The 20,563-nt window shown below is 44.9% G+C and carries 12 protein-coding genes; 1 reads left to right on the forward strand and 11 read right to left on the reverse strand.

Going from position 1 to position 20,563, the window contains the following annotated elements; genetic code table 11:
• Positions 1-12 precede the first annotated feature (12 nt).
• Positions 13-2,100, reverse strand: a complete 2,088-nt coding sequence (locus KO473_RS04510; RefSeq protein WP_032531064.1) for a glycoside hydrolase family 127 protein — start codon at positions 2,098-2,100, stop codon at positions 13-15.
• A gap of 210 nt (positions 2,101-2,310) precedes the next feature.
• On the opposite strand from KO473_RS04510, the gene KO473_RS04515 reads away from it, so the two are divergent.
• Positions 2,311-3,288: a substrate-binding domain-containing protein gene (locus KO473_RS04515; protein ID WP_044299818.1), complete on the forward strand. Its 978-nt coding sequence runs from the start codon at positions 2,311-2,313 to the stop codon at positions 3,286-3,288.
• On the opposite strand, the gene KO473_RS04520 is transcribed toward KO473_RS04515, so the two are convergent.
• From KO473_RS04520 to KO473_RS04565, 10 genes are all read right to left on the reverse strand, one after another.
• On the reverse strand, positions 3,280-4,659 hold the full coding sequence (locus tag KO473_RS04520; protein ID WP_032541666.1) for a PepSY-like domain-containing protein: 1,380 nt from the start codon (positions 4,657-4,659) through the stop codon (positions 3,280-3,282). The two genes, KO473_RS04515 and KO473_RS04520, sit on opposite strands and share 9 nt — an antisense overlap.
• A gap of 65 nt (positions 4,660-4,724) precedes the next feature.
• Positions 4,725-5,771 carry a hypothetical protein gene (locus tag KO473_RS04525; RefSeq protein WP_122130146.1) on the reverse strand — a complete coding sequence of 349 codons (1,047 nt, stop codon included), beginning with the start codon at positions 5,769-5,771 and terminating at the stop codon, positions 4,725-4,727.
• Between the two features lie 738 nt (positions 5,772-6,509).
• The gene (locus KO473_RS04530; RefSeq protein WP_032536448.1) at positions 6,510-7,478 is read right to left on the reverse strand and encodes a glycoside hydrolase family 43 protein; all 969 of its coding nucleotides are present in this window, start codon (positions 7,476-7,478) and stop codon (positions 6,510-6,512) included.
• A 365-nt stretch (positions 7,479-7,843) separates the two neighbouring features.
• Positions 7,844-8,980: an aldose epimerase family protein gene (locus KO473_RS04535; protein WP_216035088.1), complete on the reverse strand. Its 1,137-nt coding sequence runs from the start codon at positions 8,978-8,980 to the stop codon at positions 7,844-7,846.
• Between the two features lie 142 nt (positions 8,981-9,122).
• On the reverse strand, positions 9,123-10,589 hold the full coding sequence (locus KO473_RS04540) for a glycoside hydrolase family 125 protein (protein ID WP_122130144.1): 1,467 nt from the start codon (positions 10,587-10,589) through the stop codon (positions 9,123-9,125).
• A gap of 43 nt (positions 10,590-10,632) precedes the next feature.
• Positions 10,633-12,918 carry a GH92 family glycosyl hydrolase gene (locus KO473_RS04545; RefSeq protein WP_122130143.1) on the reverse strand — a complete coding sequence of 762 codons (2,286 nt, stop codon included), beginning with the start codon at positions 12,916-12,918 and terminating at the stop codon, positions 10,633-10,635.
• Positions 12,919-13,036: 118 nt separating this feature from the next.
• Positions 13,037-15,517, reverse strand: coding sequence for a glutaminase domain-containing protein (locus tag KO473_RS04550; RefSeq protein WP_005822815.1), 2,481 nt, complete (start codon positions 15,515-15,517; stop codon positions 13,037-13,039).
• A 26-nt stretch (positions 15,518-15,543) separates the two neighbouring features.
• Positions 15,544-17,706 carry a hypothetical protein gene (locus KO473_RS04555; protein ID WP_005822814.1) on the reverse strand — a complete coding sequence of 721 codons (2,163 nt, stop codon included), beginning with the start codon at positions 17,704-17,706 and terminating at the stop codon, positions 15,544-15,546.
• A gap of 28 nt (positions 17,707-17,734) precedes the next feature.
• Positions 17,735-18,853 carry a glycoside hydrolase family 76 protein gene (locus tag KO473_RS04560; RefSeq protein ID WP_005822812.1) on the reverse strand — a complete coding sequence of 373 codons (1,119 nt, stop codon included), beginning with the start codon at positions 18,851-18,853 and terminating at the stop codon, positions 17,735-17,737.
• Positions 18,854-19,534: 681 nt separating this feature from the next.
• The gene (locus tag KO473_RS04565; protein WP_005822811.1) at positions 19,535-20,512 is read right to left on the reverse strand and encodes a family 43 glycosylhydrolase; all 978 of its coding nucleotides are present in this window, start codon (positions 20,510-20,512) and stop codon (positions 19,535-19,537) included.
• Positions 20,513-20,563: the final 51 nt, after the last annotated feature.

A 20,563-nucleotide genomic window follows, 5' to 3' on the forward strand; every position in this document is an offset into this window, starting at 1 on the left:
TGTTCGTTCGCATTATTTACTTGCCGGAATCCAAACCGCATAACCCTTATCCTGGCGATTGCCCAAAGCATAATAAGGAATAGCCGTAACCGGTACTTTCTTTCCTGTCTTATCCAGTGCCTGACCTTTAATTACATTGATTCCATTCAATAATCCCTTTTCAAAAGTGATCGACAGGGGAGAACGCATATCAACCTTCAAATCAGCCAAACCTTCATTATCACATCCTTCCAGACAATATACAAAGGGGCCGGCGGCAATGGCTACTTTGTCCTGTAAATCCGCCACTGCTTCATTGGCTGTCACCAAACGCGGCTGAACGGGTAGTGTCAGCTCAACTTGATCCCCCTTTTTCCATTTCCGTTGAATTTCGGCATATCCTTTGAATATTTTTAGTGGAACCGACTTACCGTTTACCTTCAGGCTTACGGCAGACCGTACCTCCGAACGATACAGGCCATAAGGATTCTCCACACCTTGCGCCCATCCCGGGATACGCACTTTCAATATAAAAGTCTTCTCTTTTTCGGGTTCAACGGTCATGGTGACAACACCCTCCCACGGATAACCGGTCTTTTGCGTCAAACGTACCCGGTTCCGATCCGCCAGAGTCATTTCCGTTTCGCTACCAACAAAAAGGTTCACATAAACGTCACTTCCCTTCTGCGAGTAGATAAATCCGGGCATTGCAGACATCATCTTAAGGAACATTGGCGGACAACAAGGACAATCGTGCCAGCTCCAACGGGCATGCTTAGCAGAGTTCAGCGGATTCTGGTAAGTGTATTGTGTGCCGGAAAGAGAAATACCTGTCAGGACGTTATTATATAAGGTGCGTTCCAATTCGTCCATATACTTGGCATCACCTGTCAGCTCGTTCATTCTTTGACTGAAGAAACCGGCACCGACAGCAGCACAAGTTTCCAGATAAGCATCTGTAGGCAGAAAGTAATCGGGTCCGAACTTCTCGTCAAAGTGAACAGCACCTACTCCGCCGGTGATGAACATACGCTTTCCAATCATATTATCCCATAAACGACTAACGGCAGCGATATATTCCGGTGAATGATTCTCAAGTGCGGCAGCCGTTGCTCCGGTAGCAAACAAAGTAGCACGAACGGCATGTCCTTCAATAGTCTTCTGTTCGAAAAGCGGAATGGAATCTTGCGCATAGTCCCCCCATGACGGACGGGTATGATTCCCGAATTCGGGAGCTTCATATTTCCGGTCACGTATCCATTGTTCGGCAGACGGATTACCCCATGTACCCCACAGAGGGAATCCACAGTGATGTCCTCTGCCTTCGATCCAGAATTCGGCCAATTTGAGATAGTCCTGCTCAGCAACCGGGACATTGATTTGCTTTTTCAGTTCCGGATTGTTTTTATAAATGATATAAAGTTTCACCAAAGCCTCTTCCGGACCGGAATGGGCCGGAACCACATTCTTTTTAGGGAAAGCCCCCATGTATCCAGCCATCAGATTGGCACAGCGGGTTGCCACTTCCAGCAACTTCGTTTTTCCGGTTGCATTATAATAATGTATCCCTGCTTCCACCAGCATACCGGCATTGTACACATCGTGTTGCCAACGAAGCATTCCTCCCCGTTCTCCCCACTGATGGTCAGCTTCCATCAGTTGAGTATAAGTATCGATATAACCATTGGGCTCCGATGCCTGTGCCTTAGCTATTCGGTCGATATATCCGTCGACACGTTTCTCCAAAGCAACATCCGACTGTCTTGCCATCAAGTCTGCCACCCCACGGATTGTTTCGTAAACAAGTCCGTCAAACCAGGGAGCACCTGCATGCTGACCGATATTTCGCTCGCCCTTTGCTACACGGTCAAAGTTCTCAAACGTATTACAGAATTTTCCCGGATGTTCCAGATGCTTCCCTTCAAACTTGTCAAAGACATCATTCACCGTCACCTTCTGCCAAAGATCCAATTTGGGTTTCCAAAATGCATCTTCTATTTTCACCTGGCTTACTTCCGGAAACTGAATGCCGGAACCTCCTTTATCAGACGACTTTGCCGTCAAACTTCCGGTCGCAATCATTGCAAGCAACACCGGAAACATAAATCTGTACGTTCTCATTGTTTTATTTATAGTTTGTTGTTTTCCCGTCTTTCTTTCTTGCTTATGATTCTTATGATCCAAGCAACAGTGCAAAGATAATGAAAGCCATCAAAACTGATACGAACTGGTCTGTATTTTTATTATGTTACAAAACATATACTATATCCGGAGAATATCCATAGCCTTTTACGTTTTTTATCCTATCTTTGCAGCACCAAAAACAAGAATATGAAAAGGAATGAATCAAAATACAAACAAGTAGTAAATCACGTTATAGACGGCATCAACAATGGTAGTTATAAGAAAGGAGACTGGATTCTCTCTATCAATGAATTCAGAAAGAACTATAATCTATCCAGAGATACGGTATTCGCAGGTTTGAGCGAGCTTAAATCAAAAGGAATTATCGATTCCACCCCGGGTGTAGGTTATTACATAGCAACAACCCGAATTGCGCAAAAGCTAAATGTATTCCTCCTTTTCAACGAATTCAACGAGTTCAAGGAAGATCTTTACAATTCATTCATGTCTTCCATCAAAAAGACCGCAAACGTAGATCTCTATTTTCACAACTATAACCGCAAAGTCTTCGAGACGCTCATCAATGAAGCCAACTATAAATACACCACATATATCCTGATGCCGGGCAAGTTCACCAACATAGCCCCACTATTGGAGAGCCTATCCGGACGGGTCTTCCTACTCGACCACTTTCACCCGGAACTGGCAGGCAAATACTCCTCCGTTGCACAGAATTTCGAGAAAGACACTTACGAAGCTTTGGTACACGGACTCCCGCACCTGAAAAAGTACGACCACATCATCATGGTCCAGAAGGAAGAGAAAGAGCCTATCGAACGATACAACGGTCTCTGTACTTTCTGTGAGGAACATCAGTTTACACACGAATATACCGACTCCGTAAGGGACCGGATGATCAAGAAAGGGGAAATATTTATGACTGTCAACGACCGGGATTTGGTAGATCTGCTTAAACAGGCGCAACTACAGCAGTTTGTTCCCGGTAAAGACTTCGGTATCATCTCTTACAACGATACTCCGCTGAAAGAGATACTGGCCGGAGGTATCACTACTTTATCCACCGACTTCAAGCAAATGGGGCAAACCATGGCTTCACTTCTTACGCAGAAAGAGATAAAAACCATAGAGAACCCCTGGGAACTGAATATCCGGCACTCACTTTAATGAGATGATCTCCACAAAATTACCGTTCCGGTCGAATCTGACTTGCGAACCATCACTCAGTTTGTATACCCAACCCTCTATGCTGTAAGAGCCGAGATACATATCCAGGTCATTGGGATAATGATAACGCATATACCTGTACACCTTCTCTGAGGCGCTCAACTCTATCTTTTCTTTCCCAAGAAAATCTCCCTGTGAGTCGAACATCAATCCGTCTCCGTTGGTTAGTTCCACCAAATAGGAAGCTGCCACCGAACGGTCTACCCGTGTAATTTCAGAGTTCGAATATCCCGAAACATAATCGGTAATCTTTTCCGGCAACGATGCCACGAGCTTCTCCGGAAACGCAAATCCGTTTCCGTCTATATTAATCCATGCACTGGCATCTTCGTTAACAAGCATATTAAAGCCGTTCGGCAGGCGGACGGTAAAGTTGAGCACATCCGAATGCAGCGGATGACTGATAGAGATGGAACTCTGCTTACCGAAATACTCTTCTGCAAGTGCCTGTGCCTGCATCAGAGGTACCTCTATCGGTTTACTCTCGGGATCGATAGTCACATACACAGTCTTGCTGACCTGAATTGTATAACGGGTACCCTCCAGACGAATGAAGGTGACTTGTGCATTCGGATAGTTCCGGTGCAAATCTTCCGTCACTTTCGCAGGTAATGTTCCCAGAATCGAAGTCGGCAACAGTTCGGTTCCTCCATTCACTTCCGTCCACTCTCCCCGATCATCAAGCACGCATTTAAATCCGTTCTCCAACCAGAAAGTATAACCGGCAGGAAACTCCCTATCAGGTATATGTTCAATCACAGCCTCAAAGGTTCCATCCGGAAAGTATTTTTCAGTAAACTCCCGCACCGGCTGCGGCAATGAAGATTCACCTTTTATATCCATTTCATATCCGACACAGGTCTGGTCGTAGTAGAATGCTACTTTCTTGCCACTGTTCAATAACACACATTCTCCGTAGCAGGTGTTCTCCACACCGACAAACGGATCATTAGAGAAGTGTTGTTTTACATATGCGATGACTCCTCCAAAAAGGGATTGAAGTGATTCGGGCAAGTTTTGATTTGGAACCATCAGACTCTTCCATCCTCCATTTTCATTAAATTCCACTTTCACCTCATCGGGAAAAGCAACCCGGTAGAGCAACTGATCATTCTCCTGCCTGGTCATCGTTCTTTCTATCTTCTCCGGAGATTGTCCCGGAAAATAATTAGATAAAAAGAACTGCGCAGTACCTGGCAGCTGGTTTATTTCAATCTCCCCGGATGGTTCATTATCTTCCGAACATCCCACCACGGAAAAAGGCAGGCAGAGCAAGAAGCATAAATAAAAGACGGAATAAAAAGTCTTCATAGTCATGTGGTTTTATGTTTCAGGCAAAGTTAAAGGATAGTGCTGAATATAAGCACCTAACAGAGTTAAACTTCATTAAGAGGAAGGTCAAACTTCAACACATCACTCCCTCCCTCTTCCGTTATATTCAGTCCCAATACATATCTGCCGGATGGATCAACGGCAATTCTCTCCAATTTTACATCTGTGTGATAAATGGCAACCGGAGCACCTTGCCAGGTAAAGACCATAATCTTTGATTTACCCGAAGTACCCGGGAAACCGTTATAAAGGGCATAAAGATAATTGGGGGTGCCACAAAGAGAAATGAAATATTTAGGTACATTCGGAAAATCAAGAAACTCAGGATCATAGTCCGGGTATTTCAGCTCTTTCCCTATCACTATTTCTTTCATCAGATTTCCTTTTAAATCATAAAAACAGAGAGAGTTCAGGTTCAGCAATCCCGTACAAGTTGCCTTTGCATCTTGATTTACCATTAAACAGCTCTCGTATAGATAAGATAAATGTCCTTCCGGATATCCGGACTTAATATCACGATGATAATCCACTGTCTTAACCTGGGCAGTATGCTTATCATAAATGAAAAACAAACCATGCTGCATATCTACATCAATGCCATATACACAAGAGTCTGTTTCATTATAATCCCTGACTACAGGCATCTCCGGCAATTGTTGTGCCTCAACAACAGAAACAGCGACAGGACCGGGAGATGCTGCCGAATGAATCGAAACAGTCTTTTTATTCCAACTATTCAATTCAATGAACGATAGCTTTCCCTTGCCTCCCCTGCCTATCGACTTCTCAAAAAAAGGAAAAAGAAAATCATCCGGCCCCTCTCCTTTCATCCCCAATCCGACAAAAGCAGGAGGAACTGTAACTGTGAAAATCTTTAATAATGTATCATTACGTGCGTCCAAAAAAGCACAAAAAGAATCAGTTACACACAAATCATAGAAAATATTCAGTCCTTCTTCTTCCGACAAGAAGATTTCGTGTTGAAGAGTATCCGTACACGTATCGGAAATATACACAGTTAATTTTTCCTGCTCCGATCCGCAAGAGATCATCACTATCGCTGCCAGACATATCAATAAGAGTTTAACCATAATCGCGTCTAAAATGAAGAATGTGTATTTTCTTAATACTGCCCTTTAAAGTTATCGCAACAAAGATAACAACCTCAAATCAGAATTACGAAAGAAACAAATGAAATCTGCTCCTTTATAAATTAGTTCGGCATCAAAAGAAACATGCCATATAGCTTTTTGACAGTTTGCTAAACAGCCCTTCTCAGGTTCGATTATTTCAGTACATTAGCCAGGTTCGTACTAAAAATCGTCTCCATTTCATTTTTCTGTTTATCATATTGCAGGAATCCGGACGTTTTCACAACACAATGAATGCCCAAAGGGGGAACCAAGAGCACTCATGTTTGTTTTTCGTAAAAAGAAAGTGCTTTTAGAAAGTCAGAGAGAGATCTCCTGTACTTGTCAACCAGAAAAGAAAGGAAGAAAATAATCTCTCTATTCCGGAACAATATATGTAATCGGGCAAAACATTAGGAGATTTTCAAAAAAGAAGTAAGCATTTTCGGAAATTGCTTACTTCTTTTAGAGTAAATACTTATTTCTTTTGTGCCGGATGCTTACTTCTTTTCCGGGAAATGCCGGCTTCAGAGTCCCAAAAGTCCGGCTTTTCATTGCATTTACCCCGGCTATCGCCCTCCTATCCTTCCGGTTGAACAGAAAGAAAGGAAGAGGCAGTTATCAGAAAAAGCATTTCAGTTACTTTTTGAAAGCTGATACAGGAAAACAGGATCATATTATCAAATCACTCTCTCTGCTTTACTTTACCAGCTCTGCAGTAATATAATCTTTGCTAATGCGCATACGGTCCACACCATTCACCTTTTGAAAGCTGACAGAACCAATATACATTCCACGCGGATGAATATGCTCTTTATCCTTATGTGCATGATAAACGATACGAAGTTTACCCTCTTTATCTTTGAACATAGCGCTATGCCCTACACCCTGCAAAGTACCGGGGTTCTGCAAAATAGGGTTTTCATCATATTTGGTCCATTCGCCCATTATATCGGTTGCCGTAGCACAGCCTACCCCATAGAACGGACTTTCAAAGCTATTGCCGGAATAGGTCATATAATACAGCCCCTTGTGTTTAAGCACATAAGAGCCCTCGTTGACCCGGGGCCAGACTTCTTCCCATGCTTGGGACACATGAACGCAAGGACGCATGGTTTCTGCTTTGATCGTCATATAATCATTTTCCAGTTCGGCTACCCACACGTTGTTGCCGTCGTTGAACCGGACAAAGAAAAGATACGGCTTCCCGTCATCATCAATAAACAACGAACTGTCGATCATTTTCTCGTCAGCTATCATTGGTTTCTTTTCCTTCTGCCTGAACGGTCCTACGGGTGAATCGGAAATCGCTACGCAGATGTGTTCGTCCGCCGTATAATACATATAAAACTTACCATGGATCTCATAAATCTCAGGTGCCCAGAAGCGGCTATCCGCCCACACATCTTCTTTATTCAGTGCCAGCCCATGCAGTTTCCACCTCTTCAAGTCCTTTGAAGTATAGACTTCAATGCCATCTGCCGCATGCGTTCCATAGGCATAATAAACGCCGTCGTGCAACAGAATGAATGGATCACCCAATGGAACCGACTCTCCCATAGCTTTCACTTCGGGGATGTCCGGCTTTTCAGTAACTCCTGTATACGAACAAAACGTAATCAGTAATCCCAGCAACATTGTCCCGCCAATAATCATTTTCTTTTTCATAACTGTAAGGGTTTTGAGTTTAATTCACCACGGAGGACACAGAGGACACAGAGGACACAGAGAATATCTTTCTCTTAAACATCTTAATAAACAAGAGATTAAAACTCTGTGTCCTCTGTGTTCTCTGTGTCCTCTGTGGTGAATCGTATTCGTTTCTGATCAGTATTAAGCCAACCGACTATTTTCTTCGGCGCTTATTAAACTGAAACCAGTCTAACTTCAACAGGTTATCGGTATCAATCTTACCTTTAGTTTGTGTATGTGTTATGGTATGAACATAAGGAATTAAAAAAGGCATAAGGATATAGAATCAGACCCGTCGGATCCTATGTTCCTTATGCCAATACAACTAAAAACGCTTGTGATTATTTGCCGTTGTCAACCGAGAACTTGAATATACAATGACTGTTATATTTCTCACCCGGGCGCAACACAGCCGAAGGCCATTCGGGCTTGTTCGGTGTATCGGGATATTTCTGAGTCTCCAGACAGACAGAAGCACGTTGATTGTAAGTAATGCCTTTCTTTCCGGTCAGCGAACCATCGAGGAACTTGCCGGCATACACCTGAATACCCGGTTCGTTGGTATATACATCGAGTACGATACCTGTCTTGGGCGATTCGAGAGTTGCGGCTTTCCGGGTAATATCTCCCTTGGCATTCAGCACCCAGTTATGATCGTAGCCATTGCCATTCTTCAACTGAACAAAATCAAAATCGTTGATACGTGCACCAACCGGAGTCGGTGTGCGGAAGTCCATCGGAGTACCTTCCACTGTCACAATCTCACCTGTAGTCATAAAGGTGCTGTCCACCGGAGTGTAAGAATCGGCGTCGATAGTCAGCAGATGATCTGCGTTGCTGCCGGCATCACCATCCAGATTGAAATAAGAGTGGTTGGTCATGTTGACGATAGTCGGTTTGTCAGTTTCGGCTTCATACTGAATATCAATCGCATTATCGTCTGTCAGTTTCATGATTACTTTGCAAGTAATGTTACCGGGGAAACCTTCCTCACCGTCTTTTGAGCGATAGGTCAGTTCAAGTTCCTGAGGACCGGTCTGAAGAGCATCATATACCTGATACTGGTATCCCTTCGGACCACCATGCAGGCAATGTCCGTAGTTATTGCGCGGCAACTGGTATTCAACACCATCCAGCGTAAACTTTCCCTGATTGATGCGATTGGCATAACGGCCTATGCTCGCACCAAAATCCGAAGGTTTGCTGATATAATCCTGAATGGAATCGAAGCCAAGTACCACATCACGCATCACCCCGTCTTTACCGGGAACCATCACCGAAACGATGCGTCCGCCAAAGTTAGTGACGCAAACCTCCATGTTGTTCTGATTCCGGAGTACGTATAAATCGGTTTTCTTTCCGTTCACTTCAGTCCGGAAGTTACTCTTCACCAAACCGGAATCCGTAGTAGTCTGTTCTGTCTTTGCACAACCGGCTACAAAGAGGGCACCAAGTGCCCATACAGCTAATTTCTTCATGATTAAACTGTTTTGAGTCCACCACAGATTACACAGATTTCCACAGATTAATAAATTGTCCTATTGAGACTTTATATCAAAAATTCTGTGGTAATCCGCGTAATCTGTGGTGAATCGTATTCTTTTCTGTTTCGTTATATTCTTATTGTATACTATTCAGCATATCCACTTTACCTTCATTCACCAGTTTCAGGATCAACTCACCGAACAAAGTATTCTGCCATGCGAACCAGGCACGGGTAAATTTCTCCGGATTGTCTTTATGGAAAGACTCGTGCATGAAGCCTGTACCTGCATCCGTGTTCATCAGCATCTCGATGCACGACTTGATCTCCGCATCGTCCTTGCTGGTGAAAGCTTTCATCATGATACTCATGGGCCATACCATATCGTATCCGATGTGTGGTCCGCCAATGCCCTCGCCTGCCTTACCTTTGAAGAAGTAAGGATTGTCGAGACTCCATACAAAACGGCGGGTATTCTGATAAATCGGATCATCAATCGACACATCACCCAGATAAGGCATTGCCAGCAGGCTCGGAACGTTGGCGTCGTCCATCAGCATGTGGTTACCAAAACCGTCCACCTCGAAAGCATAAATCTTTCCATATTTGGAATGGTTGTAAACGGCATATTTCTTCAGGGCTGTTTCCACCTCGTTTGCCAAAGCCTTGCATTCATTGGCCAAAGCTGTCTTCTTATTCACGGTTGTCAGTATCTCGGCTGCCTTGCGGAGTGAAGATACGGCAAAGAAGTTGGACGGAACCAGATACTGCAATGTCGTGGCATCGTCCGAAGGACGGAAAGTAGAAACAATCAGTCCGACAGGTTTTACCGGATTACCCAGTCCGTCGTTGGTCACTGTATCGAGAGCACGCTCTGTCTTACGCTGGAACTTATACGGACCCACACCGTCTTTGCGCTGTTGCTCCTTAAAAGTACGCAATATGTTGGTGATTGCCTGTATCCATTCTTCATCGAAGATGCTGGCATCCCCTGTTGTCTTCCAGTACTGATAAGCCAGGCGCAACGGATAGCAAAGCGAGTCGATCTCCCATTTGCGTTCATGCAACTCAGGTTTCATATCCGTCAGGTCGCTCATCCATTCACCCCCTTTAGGACCATCATTGAATGCATTGGCATACGGATCGATATTGATACATTTAAACTGCCGGTTGATAACTCCGGCAAGCATCGTTTTCAGTTCCGGATCGGAATTGGCCAGTTGTACATAAGGCCATACCTGAGCCCCCGAGTCACGGAGCCACATGGCATGAATATCTCCTGTATATACAAAAGTATCGGGTTTGCCGTCTTTGCCTTTGCGGAAGTGTACGGTGGTATCCAGTGTATTGGGGAAACAATTGGTAAACATCCAGGCCAGCTTTGAGTTACGCAACAGTTTCTGTACACGTATGATTTCGTTTTCTACAGCCTGCGAACGGAACAGACGCTTAGCGGGTTCCGGACGATTGTCTTTCTGAATAGCATCTGCCACACAAGTATAATGCGACAACATACCTTCGGCCCTCAGTGCTGAAGGCGCACAGAGCAGTGCCGCAGTAACGACACATGCTCCGATCATTTTCTTTGAGTTTTTTCCTGGCATAATCTTGATTGGTTTTTATTAAGTAATCTGTTTCTGTCCAGCCTCAACGTACCTCTTTAGAGAACGAATACGGGAAATCCGACTCGCGTACTCCACGCTGTTTGTTCGGAGTAGACGACATCTTCATCGTAATCTTCGCTCCGTTCATCAGTTCTTTATGTGTCAGGTAGTTGCGAGTCAATGTTTTACCGTTTACGGTCATTGACGCAATGTAACGGTTTTCATCGCTATTGCCCGGTGCGCTGATCTGCACGGTCTTGCCATTTTCCAGATGCAGCTTCATCTGTTTGAAGTACGGCGTACCCATCACGTACTGATCCGTTCCGGGGCAAACGGGATAGAATCCCATAGCAGAAAATACATACCATGCCGAAGTCTGTCCGTTATCTTCGTCACCGCAATAACCGTCGGGATTGGGTGTATAGAGTTTATCCATCACTTCACGAATCCAATGCTGTGCTTTCCACGGTTGTCCCGAGTAATTGTACAGATATAGCATGTGCTGGATGGGTTGGTTACCGTGTGCATACTGTCCCATATTCATAATCTGCATTTCACGGATTTCGTGAATCACACCACCGTAATAGCTGTCATCAAATACAGGAGGCAGGATAAAGACAGAATCCATCATCTGATTGAACCCTTGCTGTCCGCCCATCAGGTCGATCAGTCCCTGAGGATCATGGAATACAGACCAGGTATAGTGCCAACTGTTTCCTTCGGTGAAGGCATCGCCCCACTTCAGCGGATTGAACGGTGACTGAAATTGTCCGTCCTTATTCTTGCCACGCATCAGCTTATGCTCTTTATCGTACAGGTTCTTGTAGTTCATGGCACGCTGTGCATAAACGGCTATCTCCTCTTCGGGTTTGTTCAAGGCTTTACCCAACTGATAGATGCACCAGTCATCATAAGCATATTCCAGCGTACGGGCGGCATTTTCATTGATGCCTACATTATAAGGTACGTAGCCCAGTTGATTGTAATATTCATAACCGAGACGTCCGGTAGAAGAAACCTGTGGATGAACAGCATTTGCACCGTGTTTCACAGCTTCCCAAAGAGTTTCTATATCGTAACCTTTCAATCCTTTCAGATAGGCATCAGCCACTACCGAAGCGGAATTGTTACCTACCATACAGCCTCTGTGACCGGGACTCGCCCATTCGGGAAGGAATCCGCTTTCCTTGTAAGTATTTGCCAGTCCCTCCTGCATCTTTTCGTTCATCGAAGGATACATCAGGTTGAGGAACGGGAACAGGCAGCGGAATGTATCCCAGAAACCGGTATCGGTAAACATATATCCCGGCAGCACTTTACCGTTGTAGGGACTGTAATGTACCGGTTTCCCTTTGGCATCCAGTTCGTAGAAGCTTCTCGGGAAAAGTACCGAACGATAGAGGCAAGAGTAGAATGTACGGAGATGATCGGTATTATCGTCTTCCACCTCAATACGTCCCAGAACCTTGTTCCATTCCTGGCGTCCTTTGGCTGCAACAGCTTCCAGATTGTCTTTACCCAGCTCTTTCAGGTTCTGTTCTGCCTGCTCGGGGCTGATAAAAGAAGAAGCCACTCGTACGTTGACCGTCTCTCCGCGACGTGTAGAGAACCCGATAATACCACCTGCATGTTTATCTTTCGATTCCAGCTCACCCGGACGGATGTTACCGTTGGTAACTGCCGCGGTAAAAGTGAACGGCTTATCGAACACCAGTACAAAATAATTCTTAAAGTTCTCCGGCACTCCTCCACTGTTCTTGGTTGTGTAGCCGATGATCTTGTTCTCTTCCGGAATCACTTTCACATACGAACCGTTGTCGAAAGCATCTACCACTACATAAGAGTCTTTACTCTCAGGAAAAGTGAAACGAAACATAGCCGCACGGCTGGTCGGAGCAATCTCGGTAGTTACATCATGATCGGCCAGATATACTTTATAATAATACGGTTTGGCAACCTCAGCTTTATGCGAGAACCAGCTTGCGCGCTGATCCTGATCGAATACCACCTTTCCCGTAACAGGCATAATGGCAAACTGCCCGTAGTCATTAATCCACGGGCTGGGCTGGTGAGTTTGTTTAAACCCTCTGATTTTATCAGCATCATACGTATAAGCCCATCCGTCACCCATTTTCCCGGTTTGTGCCACCCAGAAGTTCATCCCCCAAGGCATGGCAATAGCCGGATATGTATTTCCGGTAGACAAAGCATGTTTTGACTGGGTACCAACCAACGGACTCACATAGTCCACCGGCTCTGTTGTGTTCTTTGCAAAAGTACAAAGAGCAGTACCCAGTACGCCAACAAGTAATAGCGCTAATTTCTTCATGATAATAATGGTTTTAAATTCACCACAGATTACGCGGATTAACACAGATTTTTTAATCTTCAATATCAATGGGAAAAATGATTAACCTGTGAAAATCCGTGTAACCTGTGACAGAATCTTATTTTTTCAACTTCTTCTCAAGCATCTTGATATAGTATCCGCCTACTACCGAACGAGCCTGGAAACCTCTCTGGTTGGGACGATCGGTAAATACCCAGTCAGACATCGGTACACGGTCGGTAGTCTCGTTCATGAACAGGTAAACCGGGTCGATAAACTTCTCGAATGTGGCTTTATCCGGTGCCAGTGTAGCAGTCCACATAATCCAGTCGGTCTTGGTATAAGTTTCACGGTTATCCAGCGGCAATCCATATCTGTTCTGCTTGCCAAGATAGTAAGCTATCTCTTTCTGCGCAACTGTTTCAGGGAATATCTGCAGATTCATCAGTTTATCCCATACCAGATTGTACTTCTGGCTCCAAGTTCCGGGCTTGTCAAAGGTTAGGCGGTAATGATCACCGTCATCTGCCATCTTCACCCATTCGGCAGCCATTTCTTTGGCTTTCTGTGTATATTTCTCAGCCACTTCTTTCTTGCCTAACTTATCAGCCAGGTAGCCATAAGACGCTACACCCAGAATGGCTTTGATAGACAGGTTGGCGTTGTGTGCAAAGTGTCCGGCAAAGTCGTCTGTACACAACTGGGTATCCGGATCCAGACCGTATTCTGCCAGATAATCCGTCCAGGTGGTCAGTACATCCCAATGTTTCTGAGCATAGTCGGCATTCCCCTCAACAGCAGCGACAGCAGCAGTCAGTACCAATATATTTCCCGATTCTTCTACCGGCATATCGCCGCCGTATGTCTGACCGTTAGCCAACGGATAAGTACCTACATCATGTGCTGCAAACGGCTTGTTCCATTTTCCACTTTCGCTATAATAAAAGATGTGGTTCATCAAACCTTTTGCCAATTCCGGATTGTACATAAGGAACAAAGGAGAAGAAGGATAAGTGATGTCTACCGTACCGATTGAACCATTGCTGAAGTTTTCTTTTGAAAGGAACAACAGGTCCTTGTTCGGAGCTTCCACCAACTTATGGGCAGCGATAGCCTGGCGATAAGCCAGCGCACAGAGCTCGGCATATTTACGCCCACCGGCCTCGGTGGCTTCTTTCATCAGATTGGCATCGAATGCGGCACATTTATCCATCAATGCATCGTACTCTTTATCGGCTTTTGCAAACTGTGACAGAATGGTTTCGGTTCCGGTACGATTCCAGTACGGACGGAGGTTCTCTCCAAAATACTGAACAGAATATAAATCATCGTATCCCAGGAGCAGATGTCCTTCTGCTTTCTTCGTTTCACCCAGTGAACGAACCAATGCCAACTTATCACTTCCATCGGTTTTCGATGAAGTCAGTTGTCCGTCGATGAAGCTCTTTCTCAGTGTCTTTCCATCTCCGGTTGCACAAGTGCTGTTTTCCTTGTCAGCAGCCAGATAGAAATATCCCCAGTCAATGCGGACATCATCGCCTTTTTTACCCAATATTTCCTGATTGCGGCTTCCTGTCTTGAGGTATACCAAATCACCTTCGGTAAAGCTTTCGGCTACGGCTTCTTGATGAGGCTGGTCGAGTGCCCACTGCGGACCGGCTTCAAAATAAAGTTCTACGTTATGTGTTTTTCCATCATTCGAAGCTACTTCATATGTAAGGTAGTTTACCGGACGAGCCATCAAATCGAGATTGTCCATAAAGAGAGGTGAAGTGAAGATAAGTTTCAGATCCACCGGTCCACAAGTAAATTCGTAATTGGTCTGCATTGCCTGCACATCTGCTGATTTCTGCACGGCTGTCTGAGTAAAGTTCTGTGTATTGTCCTTCTCTACCAACAGACCGCAATCGATCAGACCGTTGGCAACACGGTTGTTACAATAAATTGCAATCAGATTCTCCCCTTGCTTCAGTGCAGCCACAGCCTCTTCCGGCAATTTGGCAAGCATGTGTTTTTTAGCCGAGTTACCGGTATCCACCACTTTCACGCCATTTACATAGATGATGGCGTCATCGTCGTGAGAATATTCCAGATATACATTTTTACCTTGCAGGTTGTCTTTAATATCCGCTTTACGGCGTATCCAGATATACTCTTCTCCCCATTGGGTTTTGGCTGTACTTTCATTTTCCATAGTACCGAAAGCGCCCTCGCCTTCTTTCCATGCAGCATCATTAAAATCGGCATTTTGCCAGCCGTCAGCCGGTTTCGTTGTTGTATACTTAGCCGTCCACTTGCCCTGTTCCGAGGTCTTTACCAGCGGGAGCAGTTCCAGTTCTTCCGTTCCCATGAAACGGTAAATCTGTCCGTCTACCTTGGCAACACCCAGGAACGGGAAATCCTTACCCGTCCAGTGTTTCACCGGTCCGTCATACAGATTATCCGTAAACGACCAGGCACTGGTATAAGGGTCAATTGTCACCAACGGATAAGCCGGCGCACGCAACTCATTTTTGTCACTCTTGATGTCCTGCGGTGCACCACAACTGCTCAGCATGGCGGCTGCACCTAAGAACAGAGTCGATAGTTTAAGTTTCATAACTTCAGATTCTTTTTTTATAGTTTTTACCATTCAATATCTACTTGCACGCCGGCGGGATCATTCTCAAACCTCAACAGCAAGGTACCCGAACGCTCTTCCCACAATTTTCCCGGTTCAAGTTCTTCTTTCCCGTTCACACAAACCCGTCGCGGTTGTTTCGGAAGAAGCACTCTCGAAACATTGGTCGTATGCAACGGGCTTTTCGCAACAAATGAATAACTGCGTTTTCCTATCTTTTCATCATATATCCGGGAAGCACCGCAAAGGACTTTTGCCTTTGTCCCGCCCGGAACCCGATTGACATTATATAAATAACCCTGTTCACCGGGACGAATTACTTTACGAGTCAGCACCGGAAGATCTTTATCAAACAGATCGATATATAATCCCGAAAGTTCCATCGGAGCATCAGAGACGCTTTCGTTCAATACGGCAGCAATGGTATAGGGTCCCCGTTCAAGCAGGAAACTATTTTTCAGTTCTATTTCTTTCTTGGCAGTCTTTCTGTAAGCAGCCGAAACCGTGTCAAAATATCGTTGGTCATTCCCACTTTTCAGCACAAAATGTTTCGGATCCTCACGCAGGACGGTCACTGTTCCTTTCCCACAAGAATAAGTCCCGTTGACAGGCGACTTATCCAGTCCCAGCTTTTCGAACAAATGTTCCGAAGGGACTTTATACCGGTTACCATTGGAGTTCCACCATTCCAGTACTGACTGATAGGGGTCAATATCTTCACCACAATAAATCAAGGCTCCCCCTTTTTTCACCCAGGTTGCCAGGAAATCATGGTAACGGGGTTCCATCGGCTTCATATTCGAATAAGACATGACCAACACTTTCAACCCTTCAAACGTCTCCTCAAACGGAGTATTCTCCATATGTACCAATTCTACCGGTATTCCCCTTTTAAGTAATGGCAAGGTCTGCCCATAGAAACTGCTGAATTGCGGATCGTCATAACCATCGTGGTCGGGAAAGCGCTGGAACATCAGTGAATTTGCCATCAGCACTCCGATGCCGTGCGTACCGCTTACCCGGGTTTCCGAAGTCCGTATATCGTTCAGCGTATTTACCATGATCTGCATTTGTGTAGAGTAGTCACGCGGAATACGTTCTTTCCGGTCTGTCCCCGCCACACGATACAATCCCTGATAAATGCGATCCGGCCAAGGCATCACCTCGTACGTGTCTACTGTCGGATACATCAGTTGGGCAGCAAAAGTAGCCTGATAGTTTATCTTATAGTCAAGCCAGTCCTTCGCCCGATCTTCAATAGGGTCCGTCAAAAAATACATCTTACGGTTCAACGGAGCCGTCATCGATTTCATACATCCATATTCGAGAAAAGCATTCTCAAATACCCGCTCTTTCTTCACTCCGTTATAATAGTTCGGTTCGCGGGCAGTTCCTGTCCAGACTTGCGCTATATATCCATCTACACAATCCAGCGAAGCCAGACTCGCTTCGGGGCTTACAATCTGCCACGACGTATAATTGACCAGTGAATGTGTAGGCACAAAGCACTTCACATCCAGCCCCTTCGATTTTCCATATGCTTTGGCATACGTAAATATCTCGTTAAGAGCGTTATAATAAAGATAATATTTCAGTTTATTCGATAAGTACGTATTCTCAGGAGATTCCTGTTGATCTCTCCAGGGAAATCCGTAATATTTCTGCCATTCGGACTTGAAAGCTTCACTATATCCGCCCCGCATCCAAAATTCCGGTTCTTCCAGATAAATAGAAGTAATGCCCGCATCGATCACCCGTTTGATCTGCTTTTCCTGTATGTAACGGATAAAGCTCTCGGTAGGTACGATATAAGGAATCAGGTGCCCGTGCGCAATTTCCCGTCCTTCGCGGTCACGCTGCCCCTCTTTGAGGTGGTCTTTCACCCCATCCCATTTTCCAAGAAAATAATCCTGATAATCTCCCCAGGCCACCCCTGTCATAAACTCGGCCCGGTATCCTTTGTCTCTCCACGATTGTACGCGTTGCTCAAAAGTAACGCCTTTCTTATCCAGCGTTCCGTATACCATCACGGCATCGGCACGCACATCTGTTTCCGGTTTCCACGGCTCTGCTGTCTGGAAATTCGTTTTTGTGCCTGTGGCGGTTTGAGAATAGACGCCGCCACAGGCCAAAAACAAACCAATCAAAACTAATACCCTCTTACTCATGTGTTTGTGTTGTCACGTGTTTGTGTTGTTATTTGAATGGAGAAATCACTTGCATCAAAGCGGGACATCCGCTGGCATCATAGCTTTCCATCACACCTGCCGGGCAGGGTTTGGCTGCATCTTTGAATGTCACGTTGCGTTTCACATCCCGGTTGTTCCACGCCACGTCTATGTTGTGGCGTAACCAATCCATATACTGAGGCTGATTGCCATCTTCTATCAAGCGAATGATGTACTGTGCAAAGATGGCGGCATAAATACCTTGTTCCACTCCGTTCTTGAACGGCAGCAGTCCGTCAGAATCACACATCTCGTTGCGAACATAGTCCGCAGCCAGAATGGCATCGTCCAAGTAAGACTTTTCGCCGGTTGCTTTGTAAAGCATCACTGCCGATCCGATGAATGTAGCCTGATTATAAAGTTGGGTGGTCCAGTCAATATCCATACCATTCTGTCTCTGGAAATGATAGTGCATATTGTCTGCTATACGACCTTTCTCTTTATCGAAGAAAACATCCCTCGACCATGCATATACGTTTTTAGCCTTTTCCAGATAATCGGGATCTTTGGTTACATTATAAAGAGTCATGGCACCTACTGTAGTCGGATAGTTGATGCAAGCCATCTTGCCATCGTGCTTGAAATTCCACCACAAGCCACCCCGCTCTTTATCGTACGACTCTTTCCAGACATGGTAGAATCCCGAAGAGGCATGTGCCAGATATTTCGGATCATCGGTGATTTCGTAAGCACGCGCCAACGAAATAATCCACCACATCATATCGTCATAAATAAACCATTCGATTTTATTGTCCCAATTGTATTTATCGTATTGTTCGTATCCCCCTTGATACACCTCTTCTATCAACCGGCGATATTCAGGAGCCTTCGTACGTTTATACGCGTTCATAATCATATCCCAATAGATAGCCTGTACCCAGATGGCAGCTCTTCCTTTCATATCCGAAGAAATGGCATACAGTTTCATCTCCGGATTATAAAAAGTAGAATGAAAAGCATCGATTGCCGTCGTTGCGTCTTTCTTCGTAAAGTGCTTCAGTTTTCCATCCCCGGGCTGAGCAGCCCATGCGAGTGTACAGGGAAGAATTAATAAGATAGTTACCAGGGTCAGTACTTTGTTTTTCATGTCTTTGCCTCAGATTTTAAATTTTGATGTTACAAAGATTGGGGAAATATTGGAGAAAGGAGGATAATTATTATTCAATAAATAGCAAAAACTGACCAAAAACAAGGGATAGAACACTTAATATCAATATTGGAACATTTGTAGCAGGCTTTTGACCTGAATTTGTTCATTCCATATTCTGCGTGACCAAGAAACACATTCAGCAATATGAAAAGAATTCATTTGTAGTTCTCGCTATGCCGTCTCTCATACAAAAAATGCATTCCAATCTTCCATCTTCCACCTTTCAACGATTATCATTCTAATAATCAGCAGGATGACTTGGTGGAAGATCGCGTTTTCAGCCCGTTTATCTTCCACCTATATCTTCCATCTTCCACCCACTGTTTTAGGAGAATAATTCAGAATAAAGAACTGATTCACAAAGAATAAAGTCGAGTTTTCTAAGCAAATATGCCGTATAAAGCATTTTGTTTTTCCCTATTACTTAGCTGAAAATGGTGCGATGTTTACCCCGTCCCGTATACCCGGGCCCATGAGCCCGCGTGCCTGTGCCCATGAGCCCGCATACCCGGGCTGACGGGCCCGGGCATGCGGGACGAGATAGAGATAACGGAATAAGACGTAGCATATCGGTATACAGACCATTAGAAGTATAGCGGAATACTGATGTTTACCCCCTTATTTGTGCCGGATAACAGGGGCTTTTGCTTGCAACGATGGTGTATTCCCCTCTACAACAGGCCATCCTTTTTTCCAGTTTACACGGTCGAGCATCAACACTCTTCCTTCAGGATTGGCTACACTGACAGCGTGATAAAACATCCAGTCCGCTCCTTTATCATCTGTTACGATTTCAGAGTTATGCCCGGGGCCCACGAATGCTGCATTTTTATCAATCAGCACTTCGTGGTGATTCTCCAGCATCGATGCCCCCTTTTTATCTACGTAAGGACCGAATAAGTGTTTTGACCGCCCCACTACCGTGGTATAGGTACTCTTTAACCCTTCACAACAGCGCCCGATGGAAGCAAACAAATAGTAGTAACCTCCCCGCTTGTGAATATAAGTTCCTTCATAGGCTGTGCCTGCCACCTGCTGTGGTTTCATTCCTCCTTTCAGTGAGAGTCCGTCATCACTCAACTCGGCTCCATAAATGCCATGAAAACTCCCCCAAAGAAGATATTTCTTGCCGCCATCTTCTATATAGAAAGGATCGATACAGTTCTGAATTTCGATTTCGTTACTGCGGAATAGTTTCCCATGATCGGTAAAAGACCCTTCGGGTTTATCTGCGACAGCCACACCGATACCACAGGTCCACTCTCCACCCCAAACAGACATGGAGTAATACATCACATACCGATCACCGATTTTATTTATATCCGGCGCCCAAAGATTTCCTTTCGGCTCGAATGTAGGGCGGGTTTCATTGGTAAAAGCCGTACCCACAAAGCTCCAGTTTACCATATCTTTTGATCGGTGAATAGGAAGATTTCTGATATTTTCCGTTGCGTACAGGTAATAATAGCCGTCATCTGCCTTGATAACCGTAGGGTCGGGAAGGCTGTAATTAATAACGGGATTGGAATACTGCTGTGCAATGGAAGGAACACAGAAAGAAAAAACAGTAAAAAGGGAAAATAAAAGTTTCTTCATGCTGAATATATAAATTAAGAAAAGTCCCCTTATTCAGTTTATCAGAAATAA

The sequence above is a fragment of the Bacteroides sp. HF-4919 genome, from assembly GCF_018860125.1.

Bases quoted from the DNA above. Each gene is read 5' to 3' on its own strand.
- KO473_RS04530 (WP_032536448.1), bottom strand. From the start codon at position 7,478: ATGAAAAAGAAAATGATTATTGGCGGGACAATGTTGCTGGGATTACTG.
- KO473_RS04545 (WP_122130143.1), bottom strand. From the start codon at position 12,918: ATGAAGAAATTAGCGCTATTACTTGTTGGCGTACTGGGTACTGCTCTT.
- KO473_RS04565 (WP_005822811.1), bottom strand. From the start codon at position 20,512: ATGAAGAAACTTTTATTTTCCCTTTTTACTGTTTTTTCTTTCTGTGTT.
- KO473_RS04525 (WP_122130146.1), bottom strand. From the start codon at position 5,771: ATGGTTAAACTCTTATTGATATGTCTGGCAGCGATAGTGATGATCTCT.
- KO473_RS04555 (WP_005822814.1), bottom strand. From the start codon at position 17,706: ATGAGTAAGAGGGTATTAGTTTTGATTGGTTTGTTTTTGGCCTGTGGC.
- KO473_RS04510 (WP_032531064.1), bottom strand. From the start codon at position 2,100: ATGAGAACGTACAGATTTATGTTTCCGGTGTTGCTTGCAATGATTGCG.
- KO473_RS04550 (WP_005822815.1), bottom strand. From the start codon at position 15,517: ATGAAACTTAAACTATCGACTCTGTTCTTAGGTGCAGCCGCCATGCTG.
- KO473_RS04520 (WP_032541666.1), bottom strand. From the start codon at position 4,659: ATGAAGACTTTTTATTCCGTCTTTTATTTATGCTTCTTGCTCTGCCTG.
- KO473_RS04540 (WP_122130144.1), bottom strand. From the start codon at position 10,589: ATGCCAGGAAAAAACTCAAAGAAAATGATCGGAGCATGTGTCGTTACT.
- KO473_RS04535 (WP_216035088.1), bottom strand. From the start codon at position 8,980: ATGAAGAAATTAGCTGTATGGGCACTTGGTGCCCTCTTTGTAGCCGGT.
- KO473_RS04560 (WP_005822812.1), bottom strand. From the start codon at position 18,853: ATGAAAAACAAAGTACTGACCCTGGTAACTATCTTATTAATTCTTCCC.
- KO473_RS04515 (WP_044299818.1), top strand. From the start codon at position 2,311: ATGAAAAGGAATGAATCAAAATACAAACAAGTAGTAAATCACGTTATA.